This is a genomic window from Microbacterium hydrothermale (genome assembly GCF_004854025.1).
In the GTDB taxonomy this organism is placed as follows: Bacteria; Actinomycetota; Actinomycetes; order Actinomycetales; family Microbacteriaceae; genus Microbacterium; species Microbacterium hydrothermale.
In genome coordinates this window covers 88155-109256 of sequence record NZ_STGM01000002.1, presented here as the reverse complement: position 1 = coordinate 109256, position 21102 = coordinate 88155, and the positions used below count along the sequence as shown (strand labels likewise).

Genomic DNA, 21102 nt, shown 5'->3' with positions numbered 1-21102 from the left:
GTGGATCACACGTGAGCCCGACACGTCACGAATCGCAAGATGAGCGGCATGGCGGGGGAGACACGACCGCTGTCACCGTGCAGCACCCCGGACGGCCCGAGAGGAACCGTCCGGCCAATCAAGGAGAGAACGTGCCAACCATTCAGCAGTTGGTTCGCAAGGGCCGCTCGCCGAAGGTCTCGAAGACCAAGGCTCCCGCGCTGAAGTCGAACCCCCAGCAGGCCGGCGTGTGCACCCGCGTGTACACCACGACCCCCAAGAAGCCGAACTCGGCGATGCGCAAGGTCGCCCGCGTCAAGCTGCGCAACGGCACCGAGGTCACCGCGTACATCCCCGGTGAGGGCCACAACCTCCAGGAGCACTCGCTGGTGCTCGTCCGTGGTGGTCGTGTGAAGGACCTCCCCGGTGTCCGCTACAAGATCGTCCGCGGTGCACTCGACACCCAGGCTGTCAAGAACCGTAAGCAGGCTCGCAGCCGCTACGGCGCGAAGAAGGGCTGAGAACCATGCCTCGTAAGGGTCCCGCCCCGAAGCGTCCCGTCGTCAACGACCCGGTGTACGGCGCTCCCGTCGTCACGCAGCTCGTCAACAAGATCCTCGTCGACGGCAAGAAGTCCATCGCCGAGTCGATCGTCTACGACGCCCTCAAGGGTGTCGAGGCGAAGAACAGCCAGGATGCCGTCGCGACGCTCAAGAAGGCGCTCGACAACGTCCGTCCCACCCTCGAGGTCAAGAGCCGCCGCGTCGGTGGCTCGACCTACCAGGTTCCCGTCGAGGTCAAGCCGCACCGCGCCAACACGCTCGCGCTGCGCTGGCTCGTGAGCTACGCGAAGGGTCGTCGTGAGAAGACGATGACCGAGCGTCTGCAGAACGAGATCCTCGACGCCTCGAACGGCCTCGGTGCCGCGGTCAAGCGCCGCGAAGACACCCACAAGATGGCCGAGTCGAACCGCGCCTTCGCGCACTACCGCTGGTAAAACCCGCGGAGGGTCCGTGATCGAACCCCGGTCACGGACCCTCCGATGGGCCCGGCATCAACCTCCCAACAGGTAAGGAAGACACCCGTGGCACAAGACGTGCTCACCGACCTCCACAAGGTCCGCAACATCGGCATCATGGCGCACATCGATGCCGGCAAGACGACGACGACCGAGCGCATCCTGTTCTACACGGGCGTCAACCACAAGATCGGTGAGACGCACGATGGTGCGGCGACCACCGACTGGATGGAGCAGGAGCAGGAGCGTGGCATCACGATCACTTCCGCCGCCGTCACCTGCTTCTGGGAAAAGAACCAGATCAACATCATCGACACCCCCGGTCACGTCGACTTCACCGTCGAGGTGGAGCGCTCGCTCCGCGTGCTCGACGGTGCCGTCGCCGTCTTCGACGGCAAGGAGGGCGTCGAGCCCCAGTCCGAGACCGTGTGGCGTCAGGCTGACAAGTACGACGTCCCCCGCATCTGCTTCGTCAACAAGATGGACAAGCTGGGCGCCGACTTCTACTTCACGGTCGACACCATCGTCAACCGCCTGAAGGCCAAGCCCCTCGTGCTCCAGATCCCGATCGGTGCCGAGAACGACTTCGTCGGCGTCGTCGACCTGGTCTACATGCGTGCCCTGGTCTGGCCCGGCGACGCCAAGGGTGATGTCACCATGGGCGCCAAGTACGAGATCCAGGAGATCCCGGCCGACCTCGTCGAGAAGGCGCAGGAGTACCGCGAGAAGCTCCTCGAGACCGTCGCCGAGTCCGACGACGCGCTGCTCGAGAAGTACTTCGGTGGCGAAGAGCTCACGCACGACGAGATCAAGGGCGCCATCCGCAAGATGACGATCGCCAGCGAGGTCTACCCCGTGCTGTGCGGTTCGGCGTTCAAGAACCGCGGTGTGCAGCCCATGCTCGACGCCGTGGTGGACTACCTCCCCTCGCCCCTGGACGTGCCCGCCATCGAGGCGCACGACCCCAAGGACGAAGAGGTCGTCATCGAGCGCCACGCCGACCGTGAGGAGCCCTTCGCGGCCCTCGCGTTCAAGATCGTGACGCACCCCTTCTTCGGTCGCCTCACCTACATCCGCGTCTACTCGGGTCACCTCGACTCCGGCGCCCAGGTCGTCAACGCGACCAAGGGCAAGAAGGAGCGCATCGGGAAGATCTTCCAGATGCACGCCAACAAGGAGATGCCGGTCGACTCGGTCACCGCCGGTCACATCTACGCGGTCATCGGTCTGAAGGACACCACCACCGGTGACACCCTCTGCGACCCGGCCAACCAGGTCGTCCTCGAGTCGATGACGTTCCCGGAGCCGGTCATCGAGGTCGCCATCGAGCCCAAGACCAAGGCCGACCAGGAGAAGCTGGGTGTCGCCATCCAGAAGCTCGCGGAAGAAGACCCGACGTTCCGCGTCGAGCAGAACGCCGAGACCGGTCAGACCGTCATCAAGGGCATGGGCGAGCTCCACCTCGACATCCTGGTCGACCGAATGAAGCGCGAGTTCAAGGTCGAGGCCAACGTCGGAAAGCCCCAGGTGGCGTACCGCGAGACCATCCGCAAGTCGGTCGAGCGTCACGACTACACCCACAAGAAGCAGACCGGTGGTTCGGGTCAGTTCGCGAAGATCCAGTTCGCGATCGAGCCCCTCGAGGTCACGGCCGACAAGACCTACGAGTTCGAGAACAAGGTCACCGGTGGTCGCATCCCGCGCGAGTACATCTCGCCGACCGACCAGGGCTTCCAGGACGCCATGAACGTCGGCGTGCTCGCCGGCTACCCCATGGTGGGTGTCAAGGCGATCCTCCTCGACGGTGCTTCGCACGACGTCGACTCGTCGGAAATGGCGTTCAAGATCGCCGGTTCGATGGGCTTCAAGGAGGCCGTCCGCAAGGCGAACCCCACCATCCTCGAGCCGATCATGGCCGTCGAGGTGCGTACTCCCGAGGAGTACATGGGCGACGTCATCGGCGACCTGAACTCGCGTCGTGGCCAGATCCAGTCGATGGAAGACGCCGCCGGCGTCAAGGTCGTCCGGGCCAACGTGCCGCTGTCCGAGATGTTCGGCTACATCGGCGACCTGCGCTCGAAGACCTCGGGCCGTGCCGTCTACTCGATGGAGTTCGACAGCTACGCCGATGTCCCGAAGGCCGTTGCCGACGAGATCATCCAGAAGAACAAGGGCGAGTAACTCCGCTCTCACGGATGCCGGGAACCCCGGGTTCTGCTCAGGTTCCCGGCATCCGCACAAACTGAATACCGACTCTCTAGTAATCTGAGAACCATCCCCGCGAAGAATCGGTCGCAATCCAGCGCCCGAGACCTCGCAACCAACGTCCTGAGGAGGACCCAGTGGCTAAGGCCAAGTTCGAGCGGACCAAGCCGCACGTGAACATCGGAACGATCGGTCACGTCGACCACGGCAAGACCACGCTCACCGCTGCCATCTCGAAGGTGCTCGCCGACAAGTTCCCGTCGGCCACCAACGTTCAGCGTGACTTCGCGTCGATCGACTCCGCGCCCGAAGAGCGTCAGCGTGGTATCACGATCAACATCTCGCACGTCGAGTACGAGACCCCCAAGCGTCACTACGCTCACGTCGACGCCCCCGGTCACGCCGACTACATCAAGAACATGATCACCGGTGCCGCTCAGATGGACGGCGCGATCCTCGTGGTCGCCGCCACCGACGGCCCGATGGCTCAGACCCGCGAGCACGTCCTGCTCGCCAAGCAGGTCGGCGTGCCCTACCTGCTCGTCGCGCTGAACAAGAGCGACATGGTCGACGACGAGGAGATCCTGGAGCTCGTCGAGCTCGAGGTTCGCGAGCTTCTGTCGTCGCAGGACTTCGATGGCGACAACGCCCCCGTCGTGCGCGTCTCGGGCCTCAAGGCTCTCGAGGGTGACGAGCAGTGGGTCAACTCGATCGTCGAGCTCATGGAGGCCGTCGACTCCTCCATCCCCGACCCGGTGCGTGACAAGGACAAGCCGTTCCTCATGCCCATCGAGGACGTCTTCACCATCACCGGTCGTGGAACGGTCGTCACGGGTCGCGCCGAGCGCGGTACCCTCGCGATCAACTCCGAGGTCGAGATCGTCGGCATCCGTCCGACGCAGAAGACCACGGTCACGGGTATCGAGATGTTCCACAAGCAGCTCGACGAGGCCTGGGCCGGCGAGAACTGTGGTCTGCTCCTCCGCGGCACCAAGCGTGACGACGTCGAGCGCGGCCAGGTCGTCGTGAAGCCCGGTTCGGTCACCCCGCACACCAACTTCGAGGGCACGGCGTACATCCTGTCCAAGGAAGAGGGCGGCCGCCACAACCCGTTCTTCACGAACTACCGCCCGCAGTTCTACTTCCGCACTACCGACGTGACCGGCGTCATCACGCTGCCCGAGGGCACCGAGATGGTCATGCCCGGTGACACCACGGAGATGTCGGTCGAGCTCATCCAGCCGATCGCCATGGAAGAGGGCCTCGGCTACGCGATCCGTGAGGGTGGCCGCACCGTCGGTGCCGGTACCGTCACCAAGATCCTCAAGTAAGTCCTTCCAGACTTCACTCGGCACAGGCCGGGCCTTCGGGCCCGGCCTGTGTCGTTTCCGGATGCCGGCACGCGGTGCCGCCGCCCCGTCGAGGACGGCGTTCCCGGCGTCGTATAGCGGGCTCCCCGGTCAGGAGAGCGCCCACTTGCGTCCGCGTGCCGCACGCCCGCGTTCGCGTCGAATCGGGCGGACAGGGTGAAGCCCGTAAGCTGGATGGGTGACTGACGCCCCCTCCGAGCCGAGCCGGCGCTCCCGTCGCGAGGCGCGAGCGGCCGTCGGTCTCCCCGACGACGGCGCGTCTGTCGACGCGATCTTCCTGAGTGTTCCCGACGACGCCCCGTCCACCGAGCGCCGCAGCGCGCTCTACGACACCGAGTCGCCCCGAGACGCCGAGACGTCCCGCTTGGGCCGCGCGGGGGCATCCGGTTTCGTCGGCACGTGGAAGCCGCTCGTCGGGGCCGCGGCCGCCCTCGTGGTCGCCGTCGTCGTCGGCCTGCTGGGTTCGGTCGCCTTCGACGGGACGACCGGTCGCAGCGTGGGCAGCGTCCTGGCGGCGGTGGTTGTCGGAGGGACCGGCCTCGGCCTGATGGTGCGCACGCGCACCCCCGGTCTGTTCTCCCTCCGTGGTCTCGACGTGTTGTGGGCGCTGGTGCTCGGCTTCGTCCTCCCCTTCATCACGGGCGTGGCGTCTCGTTCCCTCGGATTCCCGGCTCTCGCCGCCCTGTCGCCACGATGGTTGCTCCTGGGGGTCGCGGCGCCGTTCCTGGTCATGCTGATGATGACTTTCTTCGCCATCGCGTTCGTCTATCCGGCCGCCCTCGCGTACGCGTCCACGCGCTTCAGCCCGCTCGTGTCGCGCGTAGTCGCCGGAGCGGTCTCGTCGATCGCGTTCGCGGTCATCCCGATCGTGTTCGCGGGAACCGTGTCGGGGATGCCCATGGCCCTTTTCGTGGGCTTCGGCATAGCGGCATCCGTGTTCGTCGGACTGTCGGGCCGGGTCTGGGGTCCCCTGCTCATGGGCATGGTATTCACCGGCGTGTGGGTGCTCATGTCGATCGCGGGTTACGTCCTCGCCTGAGACGCCCGGCGGCGGGCTGCTCGCGGCTCCCGAGGCCCCAGCAATCCAGGAGGGCCACGGTCGTCGTGGCGGCCAGGGCCGCCCGTACGGTCATCTGGGAGGCTGTGACGCCTGCGGCCGCGCGTCGAGCCGGCGGCTCAGCGCCCGTGTCCCGTGCTCGACCGGAATGGCGGCCGCGCCGGTGACCGGCGGCTCAGCGCCCCCGCAGGATCGGCGTCGCGGTCGCGGCCAGGGCCGTCAGCACGGCGACCTGGACCAGCGCGACTCCCGCGGCCGCGCCGGTGACCCCCGCGGCTTTTGCGCCGATGAGCACCGCCGGCACGACGAGGACGGCGCCCACGCACACGGCGGCCAGATACGCGCCGTCGCGACCCGCGGGGAGCACGACGCACACGCCGAGGGCCGTGGCGATCGTCATCGCCGCGAGGGCGAGCCCCCCGAACAGCGCGGTCAGCGGGGCGATGTCGAAACCGGCACCCAGCACGACGGGCGTCGCCCGCGGCACCACCAGGGCAAAGCCCACCCCGAGCGCGAGCGCGAGGACGACGTGAATGCCCACGGCGCGTCGCATCCGACGGATGCCGGCCGCGCCCGTCGACGACGACACCCACCCCTGGAACGACCCCGTGATCATGTAGACGCCGATGTAGCCGTACTTGAGAACCCGGTCGAAAGGCGCGAATCCGACCGCCGCGGGGGACGAAGCCACGCCGAGCGTCGACAGGGGAGCGGTCTCGGAGAACGTCAGCAGCCCCGCCGCCAGCGCGGTGCGCCACCCGTCGCGATAGGCGGAGCGGGCATCGTCGACGGCGTCGCGCAGCGAGAAGCGTTCCCGGAACGTGAGCAGCCAGGTGGCGATGACGGCGGCGGCGAACGTCCCGACGAGCAGGATGGCGGGATACATCAGGGGGATGCCGGTGACCAGCGCCGCGACGGCGCCGGCCAGGTTCAGCACGATGCGCGGGACGGCGTCGAAGACGAGCGCCAGCAGCGGGCGGCCGACGCCGACCGCGTACCAGCTGAGGGACAGGCCCTGGAGCGAGAACGCCAGCGCCGAGACGACCGCGAGGGCGTGGTCGTCGGCGTGGCTCGCGATCGCGGCGATCAGCGCGACCAGTGGCAGGACGACCACGCTGTTGGCTCCGCGCACGAGGATGCTCGCCCGGAAGACGCGGGAGGGGTGGTTCGAGCGCGCCGCCTCGACGGGCCCGCGCACGGCCCACCCGAACGTGATGATGGTCGCCGCGAGCGTGCCGAGTGCCTGCCCGATCGCGAGCTCGGCGAACCCGGTGGGGCCGGCGGCGCGGGTGATCAGGGGGAGGGCGATGAGGGGCGAGATCGCGGACAGGGCCGAGACGGCGGTCAGCAGCGCGACGCTGCGCGCGCGGTGGGGTCGCCGGGCCTCAGGCGCGGGTGAGGTCACGTTCGTCCTCGGTGAGGGGCCGCAGCAGCACGGCGATGAGGATCCACGTGATGGCGAACCAGAACATGCTCGTGAGCGTCGCCGAGAGCAGGTACGACGCGAGCAGGCCGGCCGCGACGGGCTTGCGTTCTCGGGGAACGCAGACGAAGACGGCGACGAACAGGGCGATGAGCAGGCCTAGGCCCACGATGCCGCCGTCGTAGAGCACCTGCACGGGCAGCATGATGATGTGCCCGCTGATCCCGGGGGTGCCGGGCTGCTCGTGGCGCAGGCCGAAGGTGTTCGTCCCGCTGCCGAGCCACAGGTTGACACCCGTCATCTCCTGCGCGGCGAGCTGCGCGACCTCGACGCGGAACGCGATCGTGCCGCCCTGGAAGTCGACGTCACCGATCTTGTTCTGCTGCTCGGGGTTGGTGGGGTCGGGCTCGCGCGTGGGGGCGGAGGTGGGCGTCGCCCCGGGGGCGATCGCGCTGGAGGCGGAGGGTTCGGCGGTCGGCGGGAGGGTCCGGTCGGCCGGGGCCGTGCCACCGAGGGCCGCGACGATGCCGTAGGTGACCATGAGGGTGCCGACGAGGACCCCCGCGGGCACGATGCGCCGCAGTCGCTCTCGCCAGGCGGACCGGTGCGAGAACAGGGTGTAGACGGTGAAGACGCCCAGTCCGAGGGCGAGGCTGAACACCGCGGTGCGCGTCTGGGAGGCGACGAGCCCGAGGGGGACGCTGACCGTGATCGCCGCGACCTCCCACCGCCCGATGTTGCGACGGGTGATCGTCAGCAGCGTCCAGAAGATCAGGATGGACGCGTAGATGTTGGCTTCGAGCGCCGTCACACGCGCGACGTAGACCTCGTAGAGGTAGTCGAAGTCGGCGCCGAGCGCGACCCGTCCGCGGGTGAGGTTCGCGACGGCGTAGGCGGCGAAGCCCACCAGCGCCCACGGTGCGACCGACAACCGCCCTAGTCGTCCGGCGAGCTCCGCCCCCTCGGCGATCGCCATGAGCGACACGAGCAGAAGCAGGTCGATCACGAGCCAGATGAGGATCGACGCGCTCCACGTCAGACTCGGCGAAAAGATGAGCGTCGACACAACGTTCCACGCGACGAACGCCGCGAAGACGAGCGGAACAGGATGCCGGAGCGTTCGTAAGAATGCGGCGCGCAGCACGGGGTGCAGCAACATCCAGGCCACGAGCGTCAGCGGAACGACCTGCTCGACGCGCACTCGGAACCCGAGAACGGTCGCGTCGTAGCGCCCGAGGAACGAGCTGAGCACGACGGCGACGACCAGACAGAGCGTAACGATGCGCGTCCGATGGGTGAGGCTCGGGCGGGAGTAGGCAGTCGACGTTCGCATGCTCATGAACCGGCGACGAGGTCCCAGAGTTCCGCCCGGATCCGCCGATCGAAGGTGTCGCGGGCGAACAACCGCTCGAAGCGCTCGCGCGCCGCGGTGGCGGCGGTGCGGATCGCATCCTCGTCGAGCGCGTCCAGTGCGGCGGACCAGTCCTCCACGACGCCGGGCTGGACGAGGAGGGGGCTGTCGCCCACGATCTCACGCAGGCCGCCGGCGTCACTCACGAGCAGAGCGCGACCTGCGCCGAGCGCTTCGATCGCGATCGTGGGGAGCGGGTCCGGAAGCACGCTCGGGACGACGACGACGTGTGCGGCATCCAGGTGGGACCGGACATCGGCTGTCCGTCCCACGATCGAGATCTGGGAACCCCGCGTTGAATTCTGCACGAGCGCGCGGACATCTACGGCCTCACCGATGGGGGGCGCGTCCCCCAGAATCTCCAGCGTCATGTCAGACCTCGACATCCGACCCCACGCTTCGAGGAAGACCCGATGCCCTTTCCAGGCGTTCCAGCGGCTTGCGATCACTACCCGGATGCCTTCGTTGAAAGGGGGGAGGTCGGTCGGCGGCTTCGTGTCGAAGCCGTTGTGAACCACCGTGGTTCTGCCCCGCAGATGAGAGGGGAGCGCGCGAGCGACCGCCGAACTCACCGCGATGATGTGGTGAGCGTACCGGAGGAACGGGAGGACGGACCGGGAGCGTCCATCGATGTGCTCGTGCAGGTGGAGAACGACGCGAGCGCCCGACAGTCTTGCCGGCGGTGCGGTGAGGGCAGCTGCGGCCGTGTTCACGTATACGAGAGTCGGACGCGCCGCGATCAATCGCACACCGGTGGTGATCGCGCGCACGGCCAGTCCGACGAGTCGGGTAGGCCTCAAGTAGGCGCGGCGCATGATGGGCAACGGTAGCCGCCGGACAGTGATTCCGCACTCGCTGAGCGAGCGGGAGAGTTCTCTCTCTGGGTATTCGATATCGGTGGGCAGCCAAACCTCCAGATCCAGGTCTTCCGGCACGGTTCTCAGAACCTCGAGGAGCACGCGATCCGCGCCGTACATCTCATCCGACGGGTGGATGACGATAGCGCGACGGCGGCTCACGCAGCGTTCCGCTTCTTGATCTCACGCGCCGGGATTCCGCCGAAGACGGCGCCAGCGGGCACGTCCCGCGTCACCACGGCACCGGCGGCGACGACGGCGCCATCTCCGATCGTGACGCCTGACGTGATCGTGACCCCGCTGGCGATCCAGCACCCCGAGCCGATCGTGATCGGCGACCATGAGACGCCTTGGGACTTCACGTCCACGGTGGGATCGTCCATGACGTGGTCCTCGGCGAAGAGCCTGACCCCTGGTCCGAGCATGGTCTTGTCGCCGATCGTCACGCCCCCGGAGCAGCCGATGTAACAGCCGGGCGACAGGCTGCTGCCATCTCCCATCACCAGACCGACACCGATGGCGCGCGAATAGTAGCTGCTCGGGCGTATGAGAGTGCCGGCCCCGATCGACACGCGGTCGCCGAGGCGGATGCCGTCGCGACTCAGGCCCTGTATCTCCGCAAAGTCCTCGACGACGAGGTCGGCTCCGACGTGGATGAGATGTGGGTTGCGCACGCGAACCCCGCGCCCGATGAGCGGAATTCCCATACGTGTTCCGAGTCGCGGGGCGAGAAGAGCCCCACGGATCGCCATGGGGCCGACCTTGGCGGCCAATTGCGCACTGACGAGCGCCCATCGGCTGCTCCCGGCCTCAAGGAGACGTTGTCGCTGTTCGTCAATGATCTTATGAACGATACCCATGGCGGCTCAGCGGTTCCTCTCGGGTCGCAGGAATGCGGGGACGATGCGGTCCGCCGGACGAGTGTCGGAGGACCTGACCCTGTGAGGCTCCCGTTCTCGCGCACCCCATCGCGGCAGATCCGCGATCGCACCTCGGTCGCTCATTCCAATATCGCAAACAAGCCCGGCTCCCGCGTTCGCGACCGCTGATCCCTGCGGGCAGGACGAGCGCGGCCTGTATCTCACGCGTCTCCCCATGATCGCCGAAGATAGCGGGTACGCCCTCCGAGGCAGCGAACGGGACGGCTGCTCAGAGGGCTCCTATCGGACTCAGGTAGCATACCGATCGCGCGGCACGAGGCCGTCGCGCTCGGCGCCGGACCACCGACTCGCGGCGTGATCGGATGGAAATGACACGTCGCACGCCCCGCCGTCTTCGGCTGAGTTCCGTCGCCTGGATTTCTCTCGGCGCGTTGAGCGTTGCCATCCTCGCCATGGCGGCAGCCGTCGGGGTCGGTGCATTCGTCGCGCAGAAGGAATTGCGCGCTGCAATCCCGGTCGTGTCGGCGATGCAGGACCAATTCGAATCTGATGACCGAGTCGGCCTCGATGCATCCATTCAAGAACTGCGCGCACACGCGAGCGCAGCACGAGGAGCCGCCGACACCTGGCTCTGGTGGATTGCCGAACAGGCGCCTTTCGTCGGTTCGTCGCTGCACGCGGTGCGCGGGTCCACCGTCGCCGTGGACGAGCTCGCCAATGGTGTCCTGCCCGAACTCGTCGACATCGACCCGGCCCTCTTGCGACCGCGGGGGGGCGCGTTCGACGTCGGTGCGCTCACCGACCTCGCCGGGCCGCTCGGCACAGCATCGGCCGCCGCGGAGCGGGCCTCCGGCGCACTGGAGGGCGTGAACCTGAGGTATGTGCCGGGAATGCTCCAGCAGCCGCTCGCCCAATTGATCGGGGTCGTGGGCAGCCTTCAGCCGGCGTTGTCGCGCGCTGACGCGATGCTGCCCCAGCTGCCGTCCATGATGGGCCAGGACGGCCCGAAGAATTACCTCCTCCTCGTCCAGAACAATGCTGAGGCGCGCGGGCTGGGCGGTATCCCTGCGTCCGTGGTGCTTCTCAGAGTTGACAACGGGAAGCTCGAAATCGCCCAGCAGGCGTCGAGTGAGAGCTTCACGAACAAGAGACCCTCCCCCATCCTTCCGCTCGATTCGTCCGTCGTTCAACTCTTCGACGACAAGGTGGGGCGGTGGTCCCAGGACATCACCTCGACACCCGATTTCGCGCTGTCCGCGGAACTCGCACGAGCCTTCTGGAAGGAGTCCTTCGGATCGGACGTCGACGGCGTCATATCGATCGACCCCGTCGTCCTGTCGTACATCTTGAAGGCCACCGGTCCCGTCACCCTCGCGACGGGCGACGAGCTCTCGTCCGATAACGCGGTCCAGACCCTTTTGAGCTCGGTTTACGCCCGTTACCCGAAGAACAAGGATCAGGACATCTTCTTCGCGGCAGCGGCCGTACAGGTCTTCGATGCGGTGTCGTCGGGCGATTTCGAGCCGCTCGCCTTCGCCCAGGCGGTTTCGCGGGCCGTCGACGAACACCGCGTGTACTTCCATTCGTTTGATACCTCGACTGAGGCCACACTCGCGGGATCCAGGCTGAACGGACCGCTCCCGGAGCAGGACAACCCCGCGCAACCGACGCTCGGGGTCTTCGTCAACGATCTCACTCAGTCGAAGTTGAGTTACTACACGTGGATGTCCGCGGCTGTGAAGGTCGATCGCTGCTCCATCGTTCCCACGTACACCACGACGGTGACGTTCGTGAATGCGCTCGACCAAGCGACGTCTGACGGTCTCGTGCAGTACGTCAACACGGGGAGCCGTTACCCGAAGGGCACCATCGGAACGGACATCCAGTTCTATGGGCCGACGGGGTCGACGTTCGTCGGAGCCACGCTCGACGGCGTCGATGTCTCGATCACGACCGGCGAACACCTCGGGCGCGCCGTCGGACGTATGTGGGTCGTGAACCCCCCACAGGCAGTGCACACGCTCACCGTTACCTTCGAAGGCTCGCCTCAGGACGGCTCCGACGCGGCGCTGGTGCATACGCCGATGGTGAACCCCGTGGATACGACCGTCGTCGAGACACCCTGTGGCTGAATGCCGTCAACCGTGATTTCGGGGTGGCACGGCAGCCGACGAAGAGATCGCTCTCACAGGATTGTGAAGAGATAGGCGTGTGCGGCGAGAAGCCCGAGGTTCAGCAATCCCCCGATCGGGGCCAGAACGCCGGGTGAGCCTCGCCGAACGACGACGGCGACGACCGCGAGCGCCAGTCCGAGGAATGCTGCTGCAGCGCTCAGCGCCAAGGTGCCCTGGAGGGAGACCGTCTCCACGAAAGCTGCCCACAGTCGAGCAACGACAGCGAATTGGATTCCAATCGAACCGAGTGCGGCAAGGACAGACATTGTACCGAGCACTCGGGGAACGATTCTCACGGGAGGAGCCTATCCGAGGCGCCTTCGACCTCCCGCATTGCGGGTCGCGCGGGGAACACGACGTAGTGGTACAGGAGGAACCGCACGACTGTCACCGCCATGATCGAGACGAGGTTCACCGCATTGAGCCCGACCGCCCCCGTTTGGCCGAACACTTGCTGGAGTGCCAGAACTCCCAGCCACACGGCTCCTGCCCCGATCGCGGTACAAGCCGCGTTTACGAGGAGGAAACGCGCCATCTGGCGGCCCACTCTCGTTCGGGCACGCGAACGGAAGGCCCATTCTCTGTTGCCGAAATAGGCGTTGATCAGGGCGACCAGGGACGCGATGACCTTCGCGGCGACGGGCCCGACGCCGGCGAGCAGCAAGAGATTAAAGGTCGCGATCTCGATGATCGTGCTGATTGCGCCGACGACGAGAAAGCGGGCAGAGAGAGCACCCGCACGACGCAAATTCCGGCGACTCCCCACGATTGACATACGCTACATGTTCGGGGGAGATGCCGGGTGAAGGTGCCCCGGACAGGAATGGGGTGCGGGAGTGCAGGGGCGAGATCATGTCGCGATAGTCATACCGGCCTTCAACGAAGCTGTTGCTCTGCCTTCCTTCCTCGCCGAGATTCGAGGGTCCTTCGACGACGTCGGTGCGTCTGTCACGGTCATCGTGGTGGACGATGCTTCGACGGACGAGACGGGGGAGGTCGCATCCCCGCTCGCGAGCGTTGTCCGCGTGCCCGGGAATCGCGGCCACGGGCCCACGGCTCTCAGGGCATATGCCGAAGGCCTGCGCAGCGGAGCCGACGTGATCGTGCACGTCGACGGCGACGGCCAGTTCTACGGCGATGACATCGTTCGCGTCGCTGCGGCCCTCGACCGCACGCAGGCCGACGTCGTGCACGGCGTACGCCGGGGACGGACGGATCCTTGGTTCCGACGGGCGCTCAGCGGACTCGTCCGTCTGGCGGTGCTGATTCTCTGCGGACGCTCCGTACCGGACGTAAATACGCCACTTCGGGCATACAACCCGAGAGTGCTCGAATCGCTTCTCTGCGACGTTCCGCCCACTGCGCTCGTGCCGCATGTGCATTTCTCGATCGCTGAGGCGCGTTCACGTCTTCGCGTCCGCTATGTCTCGGTCGCGAGCATTCCTCGGAGAGGCGGTCTTGCCCAGGGGACGATGTGGGGATCTGGGCGGTCCCGGGTCGTTTTTCCGCCTAAGCGCCTGCTCAGTTTCGCCGCAAGAGCTATCGCGGAGTTGTGGCGCATAGACATCATCGGTTCTGCCGCCGACATCGATCGTCCGGTCGGCGGCGACGTGGCCGTGCGCGGCTGATCGTGCGTCTCGGTCTCGCTGCAATCGGACTGAGCTTGTGCCTCGTCGTTGTTCTGGCCGCCACTCTGTCTCCCACGCCGATTGACCAGGGGTACGAGAGCGTGATCCAGCGTGTCTTGATGCTCCTCCATCGGAACGGTGTCCCCGCATGGTTCGGGTACCGCTGGCTGGAGTTCTCCGCCAACATCCTCATGTTCGTGCCCATCGGCTACTTCCTCGCGCTGGTGTTCCCCACGCGGTTTCTCTGGCTCTCGATCCCGCTGGTTCCGATGCTGTCGGCGTCGCTCGAGGCAATCCAGTTCCTCGCTCTTCCGGCGCGCTTCGCGAGCGTCAATGACGTGATCGCCAACACGGCCGGCGGCTGGACAGGAACGGCGCTAGCCGCGCTTTCAGTCGCTGTTGTCCACCAACGCGACAGGAGAGTGCTCGCGAGGTGGCGGCGACACAACAGCGATGACAGGCGGGTGCCCTCCGCATGAACCCGCTTTCCTTGCGCGCGAGTCTCCTCTCCGCACTAGCGGCGTTAGCGGTGAGTCTCGGCGTGTACTTACCTGTCATCGCGACGGGACACATCACACGAGATTCCGGGGTCTTCGTTTACACGGGCATGGTCGTTTCACGCGGCGGAATGCCTTACGTGGATTCTTGGGACCATAAAGGACCTCTACTCGCAGTGATCGAGGCTGCGGCGTGGAACCTCGGCGGGGGCATCAGTACTCCGTATGTCCTCGAGGCCGTCCTGCTATCTCTCAGCCTCGCGGTCGCCGGCTTCCTGTGGTCGAAATGGGTGGGAAGCTGGGCTTCCGCACTCGTGCTCGTCGTCGGCGTGACTTATGCGTCGATCTTCGAGGGAGGGAACTTCACGGAGACGTGGCTCTTTCCGTTCCAACTCGTGGCGTACAGCGTCGTCGCACACGTATATCTGCGGCACGGTCGTGAAGTATCGACGGTCACCCTAGGCGGCGTCGGACTCGTCGTGGGTGTGGCCCTGTCAATCGGTCTGTTCACTCGGATGAACAACGTGGCCGGCCTCGTCGCCGTCGCCGTCGCCTCTGCCGTCGTTTTCCGACGCCGGGTCGCCTTCATGGCGGCGACGGGTCTGGTGATCATCCTCGCTGGTGCATCCCTGGCTTTGTGGCTCCTGTCCGGTGACGCTCTCCGAGCGGGCATCGACCAGTATCTGCGTTATAACCTCGCATACTCGAGCGGAGCCGCCGTGGGCGAGCGGTTGAGCGCCGTTGCGACGCTCACGCAACTGCTGCTCTCGAGCGCTGTTGTCGCACTCGCGCTGGTTCTGATTGGTGTTTGGACCGGACGGTGGCGAACGGCGAACGGGCAGGTGGCACGGATCGCTCACGCTGTCATCGCATTCTTCGTGGTCGGCGTCGTGGACGCGCTGTCGCAGGTGCTATCCGGACGCCCCTATCCGCATTATCTCGTCGTGGCGATCTCTGGATTCGCGGTGGCGGCGACGGTTGCCGGAGCCCAGCTTTCGCCAATTGCTTCGAAATGGTGGGATCGGCGTAAGGCCTTGAGGACGCGGGTTCTCGCGGCGGGCGGTATGTTCGCCCTCGCCGCCATCCTCGTATCGAGTTCTGCCGCGACTGGGGCACGCGAGCTCAGAACGACGTTGAGCTCAGGAGTCTTCGTCTCGAGCTCGTACCAGGCCCGGATCGTCGATCGCGTTCTCGCGGAGACCACGCCGAACGATCGCGTGCTCGTGCACGGGGCTGAGACGTGGATTTTAGCGTCGACGGGGAGGCTCTCGCCGACGCCCATCACGTATTCCCTTCCCGTCGAGCAGGGCTACGGGGGTCTCCCTGCCCAGTACCTGGCTGAGATACAGGCCGTCCCGCCCACGTTGATCGTCGAATCGCCGACGTCCTGCGGTATTTCGATCGAGTGCGGTCAGGGTAAGGCGCATTTCGAGGGTCTCGCTCCCTGGGTCGCCGCCTCTTACGAACTCGAAGGTGACATAGACGGCTTCCGCTTCTGGCGTCGAATGGTTCCCTGAGCCGCTCGAGTCACCGTGATGAACTCAATTGACGCGCCTTCCGGGCGGCGGCGGCACCACGATCCCGCGAGGACTGCATGAGGGCACCCGCTTCGCGGTCGGCGCGAAGGGCGGACGCCGTCGGCGCAAGGGCGAGAATCACGAGGCAGCCCAGGAGAACATGGATCGTGCGCAGTGCGTCGAGTGCGTTGTATCCGGTCGTCGCTATGGCGAAGGCGATGATGCCGCCCAAGGCCGCGGTGTTGGCCCTCCGGAAGATGTTCGCGAGCATCACGCCCGCGAGGACTGCGAGCAGGGCTAGTCCGGGTATGCCGATGCTCACGAGCAGCTGTAGGGGAGAACTTTCCACGAGCAACGACGTGCCCGTCGCCGCTTCGACGGCGAGCTGCGAGCCTCCCGGGCCGGCACCCAACCAGCCGGTCGATCTGGCCGTGATGATGGCGAGGTCGATGATGGTCTGGCGTGCGTCCGCCGACTGACCCGCCTCGTTCGATGCGCCTCGTTGTGCGAAGACCGCGAGATCCAGGGTGAAGTATGCGCCTACCCCGAGTATGCCGAGGCCGAGGATCTTGCTGACAGTGCCCCGCCCCCCACGGAAGATGGAGAAGCACACGACGACTGCGAATGCGCCGGCGAGAGCGGCGATACCGCCGCGGGAAACAGTTGCAACTACACCGCCAGCGGCCAATGCGGAGGCGCCGAGCAGGAAGATCTTCGAGGTGCCGCGGTCGGATTCCAGCCAGGCCCCCAGGGCGATGGCCGAACAGGCCGCTAGCAGTGTCGCGGCGTACAGGGGGTGGCCGGAGGCTGCCTCCGCGCGGTAGACCGACCAGTGCTGGGAATTCGACATCCCGAACGCTCGGTAGATCGCGTCGAACAGAGGGTTGGCACCGATGGCCGTCTCGATGATGGCGAATGCGCCAATGACGGAGCCGACCCATGCCGCTGCGGTTCGCAGATGCACACCCTCCGTCGAATAGTTCCGATAGAAGAAGGGGAGGAGGGCCGCGGCAGAGAAGCTAATGGTCCACCCAGGGCTCGCGCCTGCGCTTGTGCCGAACGCGAGAAGAAGGACGAACCAGAGGAAAAGGGCGACCGCCGCGATCGTTCCGAGCTGCCCGCCTATCGGTATCGCGAATCGACCTCGGGTGGTCTTCTTCGCCGCCATACCGCGCACAAACCACGCGATGAGCAGCACGGTGCCGACGGATACCGCCTTGACGATCTCGGAAGCACTGTAGAGCTTCTCCGGTATCACGGCGTAGGCCACGAGGGCTAATGACGGTAGCCAGGCATTCGGAATCTTCGCCACAACGAAAATCAATGGGGTGGCGACCACGATCGCCGCCGCGATCACCGGGCTGACGCTTAGAGCGGCAACGATGACCAGAAGTGTGAACGCAGCAGCTCCGGCCCACTCGAATCCTCGTCGCACGTCCACCCCTGGAGTTTAGCGATGGATTTTGCCTCGTACGCTCGTTCGAATGCCTATCGACACCCAGGTAGGCTCGTACGCAGACGGGTCCTCTCGGGTGATTGGTGCCATGACTGCGAAACAGCGCGGCCTGTTGATTGCCGCTGAAGTGTACAGGGGGAGCGTCACTTGACCAGATCCGTTGCAATCCTGGGCACCCGGGGCTATCCGAGCTACTACGGGGGCTTCGAGACGGCCGTCCGGTTCATTGCGCCCCATCTCGCCGAGAAGGGCTGGGATGTCACCGTCTACGGCCGAAATGGCGCCGTCAAGAGCGACGACGCGACTCGGGACCAGCGCGTCATCTCTCGTCTGACGAGGGGCGTTGAGTCGAAATCTCTCAGCACGTTGTCCTACGGGTTCACCTCTGTCGCCGACACGGCCCGGCGTAGGCCGGATGTGGCTCTCGTGATGAATGTTGCGAACGGGTTCTGGCTCCCCTTGCTGCGGGCGCGCGGTATCCCGTCGGTCGTGAACGTCGACGGGATCGAATGGGAACGCGCCAAGTGGGGTCGCGCCGCGAAGGCCGTGTTCCACGGCGGCGCACGTTTCACTGCGAAGTTCGGCGATCACCTCGTCTATGACGCGAAGGCGATCGCGGCTCGTTGGAAGACGGAGTTCAACCGGGATGGACACTACATCCCCTACGGCGGTATCGATTCCCTCGGAGCGGGCCGCGAAGCGGAGTTCCCCCCCGGGTCCTACGTTCTGATGGTCGCTCGTTTCGTGCCGGAGAATACGGTCCTGGAATTCTTCAAGGCCGTCGAACGCCTTCCCGAATCCGTCCCTGTCGTCGTCGTGGGCACGGCGGGGTATGGCGGCGCACTGGATGAACGGGCCCGAGAATTGGCGGAGAGACGCGAGTCCTTCCACTGGCTCGGCCACATCAGCGACGATGCCCGTCTGCACTCGCTGTGGGAGAACGCGGGTGTGTATTTCCACGGACACAGCGTGGGCGGAACCAATCCCGCGCTCGTGCAGGCGATGTGGTGCTCGGCGCCCACGGTCGCGCGGGATACGACATTCAACCGCGAAGTCCTCGCGGATTCCGGAGTATTCGTCCCGCCGGAGCCGGGCGCCATCGCACCGGCACTGCTCGCTGTGCTGGAGGGCGGACAGACTCGGCAGAGCTTGCGCGAGTCCACGCGCGCTCGGGCGGAACGAGATTTCTCGTGGACGGACGTATGCGAGCGGTATGAGTCGGTGCTCGAGCAGGCGATCGGCCGTCGTCGATGACACGCGTCCTGTATTGCCACCCTGGCGCAGAGCTCTACGGCGCGGACCGCATGGCCATCCAGACCATCCTGGATTTGCGGGCGGGAGGCGACGAAGTGACGGTCGTCGTCCCCAACGGAGGTCCGCTCGTTGATGAACTGCGGCGCGCGGGTGTTCCGGTCCTGGAGCGTCGAGTCCCCGTGCTTCGCAAATCCCTGATGAAGCCGTCAGGGCTCGTTCGGCTCGTCGGGCTCTCCGTGATCGGCCTCATCACCGCGCTGCGTGTGATCTTGGGCAACCGCATCGACGTCGTGTACGCGAACACCCTCACTCAGCCCGTCTGGGTGTATGCCGGCTGGGCACTTCGGCGTCGGGTGCTTCTCCACGTGCGTGAGGCGGAGACGGAATCGTCAGCCCTCGTGCGATCTGTTCTGTGCCTCCCCGCCCTTTTCTCCTCGTCCGTCATCGCGAACAGTGCGGCTACGGCGAAGTTCATCAGGGATGCGCTGAGCAGGCGCCCACCTCGGGTGGAGGTCGTTTACAACGGAAAGGACTGGGGCGCGTTCCTGCAGTCACCCGAGGGCGCGGATCGCAGAAAGTACGACGTCATGGTCGTCGGGCGTCTGAGTCCCCGCAAGGGACAGGACCTCGTCATCGACGCTCTGCAGCGTCTATCGGAGGACCACCCGGCCCTGACCGTCGCATTCGCGGGCAGTGTTTTCCCCGGCTACGAGTGGTACGAGAAGGATCTACGCGACCGGGCTCGCAATGCTGGCATGTCTGAGCGTGTTCATTTCCTGGGGTTTGTAGAGAAGCCGGAAGAGGCATTCCGATCGGCGCGCGTCGCCGTCGTCCCGTCGCGGCTCGAGCCGTTCGGTACTGTCGCGGCGGAAGCGATGGCGTGCAATCTCCCCGTCGTCGTGGCCGGGGTGCAAGGGCTCCTCGAGATCGTCGAGGACAAGAGCACCGGGTTCGTCTTTGCCCCCGAAGACGTCGATGCCCTCGCAGCGGCGATTCTCGATGCTTTGTCCGACGCGGAGCACGGCGGCGTCGTGGCTGAGGCGGGGAAGTCCTCGGTGCTGACACGGTTCTCTCAAGAGCGCTACGCAGGGGAGATCCGGGCGCTCGTGCATGGCGCGAGCCGGTAGCCATGCGGCGGCAATTCGTACAGCTCTTCGTCGCGAGAACGTGCGCGAGTCTCTTTCAGGTTCTGGCGATCCTCTATCTCGCTCGGTTGGTCGGTCCCTCCGAACTCGGACCCGTTGTCGCGTTCGTCGGGGTGGGGGCATTCCTCGCAGCCGTGTCGGACTTGGGTATCGGCACCTATCTGCTGAAGGAACGCGCGGCGACGCCGCACAGCCCCCTCATTCGTCCGGCATTGAAGACGAATGATGTCCTCACTCTTGCCCTCATTGTGGGCGGCGTAGCGAGTGCCCTCGTTCTGGGCCTCGGGACGGCGGAGGCCATCCTCCTCGGGGTGTGGATCGGTCTCGAAAAGAACACTGATACCCATCTGTCCATCCCGACCGCCGACGGGGCCGTCGGTGTCGTGTCGGCCATCAACTTCGTGCGTCGGCTCGTCGGTTTGGTCCTCTTCGTCCTTCTGGCGCTGGCCGTGGCTCCGGTGCTGGCGTTCTGCATCGCTCAACTCGTAGGAGCGGTCTACGGCGTCTCGCACGCGCATCTCGTCCTGCGGCGATCGACCCATTCGGTATCGGGGGTATCGCGCCCGAGCAGACAGGCGCTGAGGGGTTCTTTCCCCTTCTGGGTCGCCGTCACCAGTGCGCAAGTCCGCGAGTTGGACAGCGCCATCGTAGGAGCGGTTGCGGGGCCAGCGGCCGCGGGGCTTTATGGTGCGGGTGCGCGCCTGTCCCGCCCCGCTCTTCTGGTGGCATCTGCTCTGGCGACTGTGCTCCTGCCGTCGGCGACCAAGGGTGGCGCGGCCGTGGCCCGCAAAGCGGCGCGCGGCTTGTATCTGCTCACGTTGCTCGGCGGGGTGATGGGAATCATCGCTGCACTGCTCGCCGAACCGCTCCTCCCCCTTCTTCTCGGCGACGATTTCTCGGGCGCGATCCCGGCCACTCAGGTTCTGCTGATCTCCATGTCGGTTGTCGCCCTCTGCTCCCCGCTCGGCGGTCTCATCCAGGCTCGCGGTGGGGAGCGGTACACGGCCGCCAACGGTGTCATATTCGCCGTCGTCACGGTCGTCGGTCTCACGATCGGCTCCTCGGTGGCCGGGCCGCTGGGCGCCGCAGTCGGAGTGTCCGTCTCTTACGCGATGAAGTTCGCCTCTCTGGCGATCAAGCTTCACTCGCTCAACCGCCGGGAAGCCGGCGAGAAGGGCTGAAACCATGCGCGTATGCCTCGTCGCGGCTCCACTGACAGCTCGCAGCGGA

Annotated in this window: 19 protein-coding genes; 12 read left to right on the top strand and 7 right to left on the bottom strand. The window is 66.0% G+C overall.

What is annotated here, in order from left to right; genetic code table 11:
* The first annotated feature begins 131 nt into the window (after window positions 1-131).
* From rpsL to FB047_RS04215, 5 genes are all read left to right on the top strand, one after another.
* Complete coding sequence (rpsL, locus tag FB047_RS04235; protein ID WP_013584051.1) at window positions 132-500, top strand: 30S ribosomal protein S12; 369 nt, start codon at window positions 132-134, stop codon at window positions 498-500.
* A 5-nt stretch (window positions 501-505) separates the two neighbouring features.
* Window positions 506-976 carry a 30S ribosomal protein S7 gene (rpsG, locus tag FB047_RS04230; RefSeq protein WP_013584050.1) on the top strand — a complete coding sequence of 157 codons (471 nt, stop codon included), beginning with the start codon at window positions 506-508 and terminating at the stop codon, window positions 974-976.
* An 87-nt stretch (window positions 977-1063) separates the two neighbouring features.
* On the top strand, window positions 1064-3178 hold the full coding sequence (fusA, locus tag FB047_RS04225; protein ID WP_136585970.1) for an elongation factor G: 2115 nt from the start codon (window positions 1064-1066) through the stop codon (window positions 3176-3178).
* Between the two features lie 161 nt (window positions 3179-3339).
* On the top strand, window positions 3340-4533 hold the full coding sequence (gene tuf / locus FB047_RS04220; RefSeq protein WP_076673648.1) for an elongation factor Tu: 1194 nt from the start codon (window positions 3340-3342) through the stop codon (window positions 4531-4533).
* A 217-nt stretch (window positions 4534-4750) separates the two neighbouring features.
* A complete protein-coding gene (locus FB047_RS04215; protein WP_136585969.1) occupies window positions 4751-5611 on the top strand; it encodes a hypothetical protein in 861 nt (286 codons plus the stop codon).
* A gap of 193 nt (window positions 5612-5804) precedes the next feature.
* Here the strand turns inward: FB047_RS04215 and FB047_RS04210 are convergent, their stop codons facing one another.
* Genes FB047_RS04210 through FB047_RS17340 form a run of 4 tightly spaced genes read right to left on the bottom strand, consistent with a single transcriptional unit; the run spans window position 5805 to window position 10180 of the window.
* A complete protein-coding gene (locus FB047_RS04210) occupies window positions 5805-7034 on the bottom strand; it encodes an oligosaccharide flippase family protein (RefSeq protein WP_136585968.1) in 1230 nt (409 codons plus the stop codon).
* The gene (locus FB047_RS04205) at window positions 7015-8385 is read right to left on the bottom strand and encodes an O-antigen ligase family protein (RefSeq protein WP_136585967.1); all 1371 of its coding nucleotides are present in this window, start codon (window positions 8383-8385) and stop codon (window positions 7015-7017) included. The genes FB047_RS04210 and FB047_RS04205 overlap by 20 nt, the downstream gene beginning before the upstream one ends.
* 2 nt (window positions 8386-8387) lie before the next feature.
* Window positions 8388-9482, bottom strand: coding sequence for a glycosyltransferase family 4 protein (locus FB047_RS04200; RefSeq protein WP_136585966.1), 1095 nt, complete (start codon window positions 9480-9482; stop codon window positions 8388-8390).
* A complete protein-coding gene (locus tag FB047_RS17340) occupies window positions 9479-10180 on the bottom strand; it encodes an acyltransferase (RefSeq protein WP_136585965.1) in 702 nt (233 codons plus the stop codon). The genes FB047_RS04200 and FB047_RS17340 overlap by 4 nt, the downstream gene beginning before the upstream one ends.
* Before the next feature lie 389 nt (window positions 10181-10569).
* Between FB047_RS17340 and FB047_RS04190 the strand changes: the two genes are divergently transcribed.
* A complete protein-coding gene (locus FB047_RS04190) occupies window positions 10570-12333 on the top strand; it encodes a DUF4012 domain-containing protein (protein WP_167494146.1) in 1764 nt (587 codons plus the stop codon).
* A 53-nt stretch (window positions 12334-12386) separates the two neighbouring features.
* Here the strand turns inward: FB047_RS04190 and FB047_RS16830 are convergent, their stop codons facing one another.
* Both FB047_RS16830 and FB047_RS04180 read right to left on the bottom strand, forming a co-directional pair.
* Complete coding sequence (locus FB047_RS16830; RefSeq protein ID WP_167494145.1) at window positions 12387-12671, bottom strand: hypothetical protein; 285 nt, start codon at window positions 12669-12671, stop codon at window positions 12387-12389.
* Window positions 12668-13150, bottom strand: coding sequence for a GtrA family protein (locus FB047_RS04180; protein ID WP_136585962.1), 483 nt, complete (start codon window positions 13148-13150; stop codon window positions 12668-12670). Before FB047_RS04180 ends, FB047_RS16830 begins: the two co-directional genes overlap by 4 nt.
* Before the next feature lie 61 nt (window positions 13151-13211).
* Here FB047_RS04180 and FB047_RS04175 point away from each other — a divergent pair, with 61 nt between their 5' ends.
* The 3 genes from FB047_RS04175 to FB047_RS04165 all read left to right on the top strand — a co-directional run bounded on the left by FB047_RS04175 (window position 13212) and on the right by FB047_RS04165 (window position 16017).
* The gene (locus FB047_RS04175) at window positions 13212-14003 is read left to right on the top strand and encodes a glycosyltransferase family 2 protein (protein ID WP_136585961.1); all 792 of its coding nucleotides are present in this window, start codon (window positions 13212-13214) and stop codon (window positions 14001-14003) included.
* The gene (locus tag FB047_RS04170; RefSeq protein ID WP_420812640.1) at window positions 13928-14482 is read left to right on the top strand and encodes a VanZ family protein; all 555 of its coding nucleotides are present in this window, start codon (window positions 13928-13930) and stop codon (window positions 14480-14482) included. Before FB047_RS04175 ends, FB047_RS04170 begins: the two co-directional genes overlap by 76 nt.
* A 194-nt stretch (window positions 14483-14676) precedes the next feature.
* A complete protein-coding gene (locus FB047_RS04165; protein ID WP_136585959.1) occupies window positions 14677-16017 on the top strand; it encodes a hypothetical protein in 1341 nt (446 codons plus the stop codon).
* A gap of 10 nt (window positions 16018-16027) precedes the next feature.
* Here FB047_RS04165 and FB047_RS04160 read toward each other — a convergent pair whose 3' ends face one another.
* Window positions 16028-17458, bottom strand: a complete 1431-nt coding sequence (locus FB047_RS04160) for an O-antigen ligase family protein (protein WP_136585958.1) — start codon at window positions 17456-17458, stop codon at window positions 16028-16030.
* 162 nt (window positions 17459-17620) lie between these two features.
* On the opposite strand from FB047_RS04160, the gene FB047_RS04155 reads away from it, so the two are divergent.
* The 3 genes from FB047_RS04155 to FB047_RS04145 are packed head-to-tail and all read left to right on the top strand — an operon-like array spanning window position 17621 to window position 21053.
* The gene (locus FB047_RS04155; protein ID WP_136585957.1) at window positions 17621-18727 is read left to right on the top strand and encodes a glycosyltransferase; all 1107 of its coding nucleotides are present in this window, start codon (window positions 17621-17623) and stop codon (window positions 18725-18727) included.
* Window positions 18728-18777: 50 nt separating this feature from the next.
* Window positions 18778-19854 (top strand): glycosyltransferase family 4 protein, encoded by a 1077-nt coding sequence (locus tag FB047_RS04150; protein ID WP_167494144.1) that lies wholly within the window; start codon window positions 18778-18780, stop codon window positions 19852-19854.
* Window positions 19855-19856: 2 nt separating this feature from the next.
* The gene (locus FB047_RS04145) at window positions 19857-21053 is read left to right on the top strand and encodes a lipopolysaccharide biosynthesis protein (protein WP_136585955.1); all 1197 of its coding nucleotides are present in this window, start codon (window positions 19857-19859) and stop codon (window positions 21051-21053) included.
* The last annotated feature ends 49 nt before the right edge of the window (window positions 21054-21102 follow it).

Bases quoted from the DNA above. Each gene is read 5' to 3' on its own strand.
- rpsG (WP_013584050.1), top strand. From the start codon at position 506: ATGCCTCGTAAGGGTCCCGCCCCGAAGCGTCCCGTCGTCAACGACCCG.
- FB047_RS04205 (WP_136585967.1), bottom strand. From the start codon at position 8,385: ATGCGAACGTCGACTGCCTACTCCCGCCCGAGCCTCACCCATCGGACG.
- FB047_RS17340 (WP_136585965.1), bottom strand. From the start codon at position 10,180: ATGGGTATCGTTCATAAGATCATTGACGAACAGCGACAACGTCTCCTT.
- FB047_RS04190 (WP_167494146.1), top strand. From the start codon at position 10,570: ATGACACGTCGCACGCCCCGCCGTCTTCGGCTGAGTTCCGTCGCCTGG.
- FB047_RS04180 (WP_136585962.1), bottom strand. From the start codon at position 13,150: ATGTCAATCGTGGGGAGTCGCCGGAATTTGCGTCGTGCGGGTGCTCTC.
- FB047_RS04150 (WP_167494144.1), top strand. From the start codon at position 18,778: ATGGCCATCCAGACCATCCTGGATTTGCGGGCGGGAGGCGACGAAGTG.
- FB047_RS04145 (WP_136585955.1), top strand. From the start codon at position 19,857: ATGCGGCGGCAATTCGTACAGCTCTTCGTCGCGAGAACGTGCGCGAGT.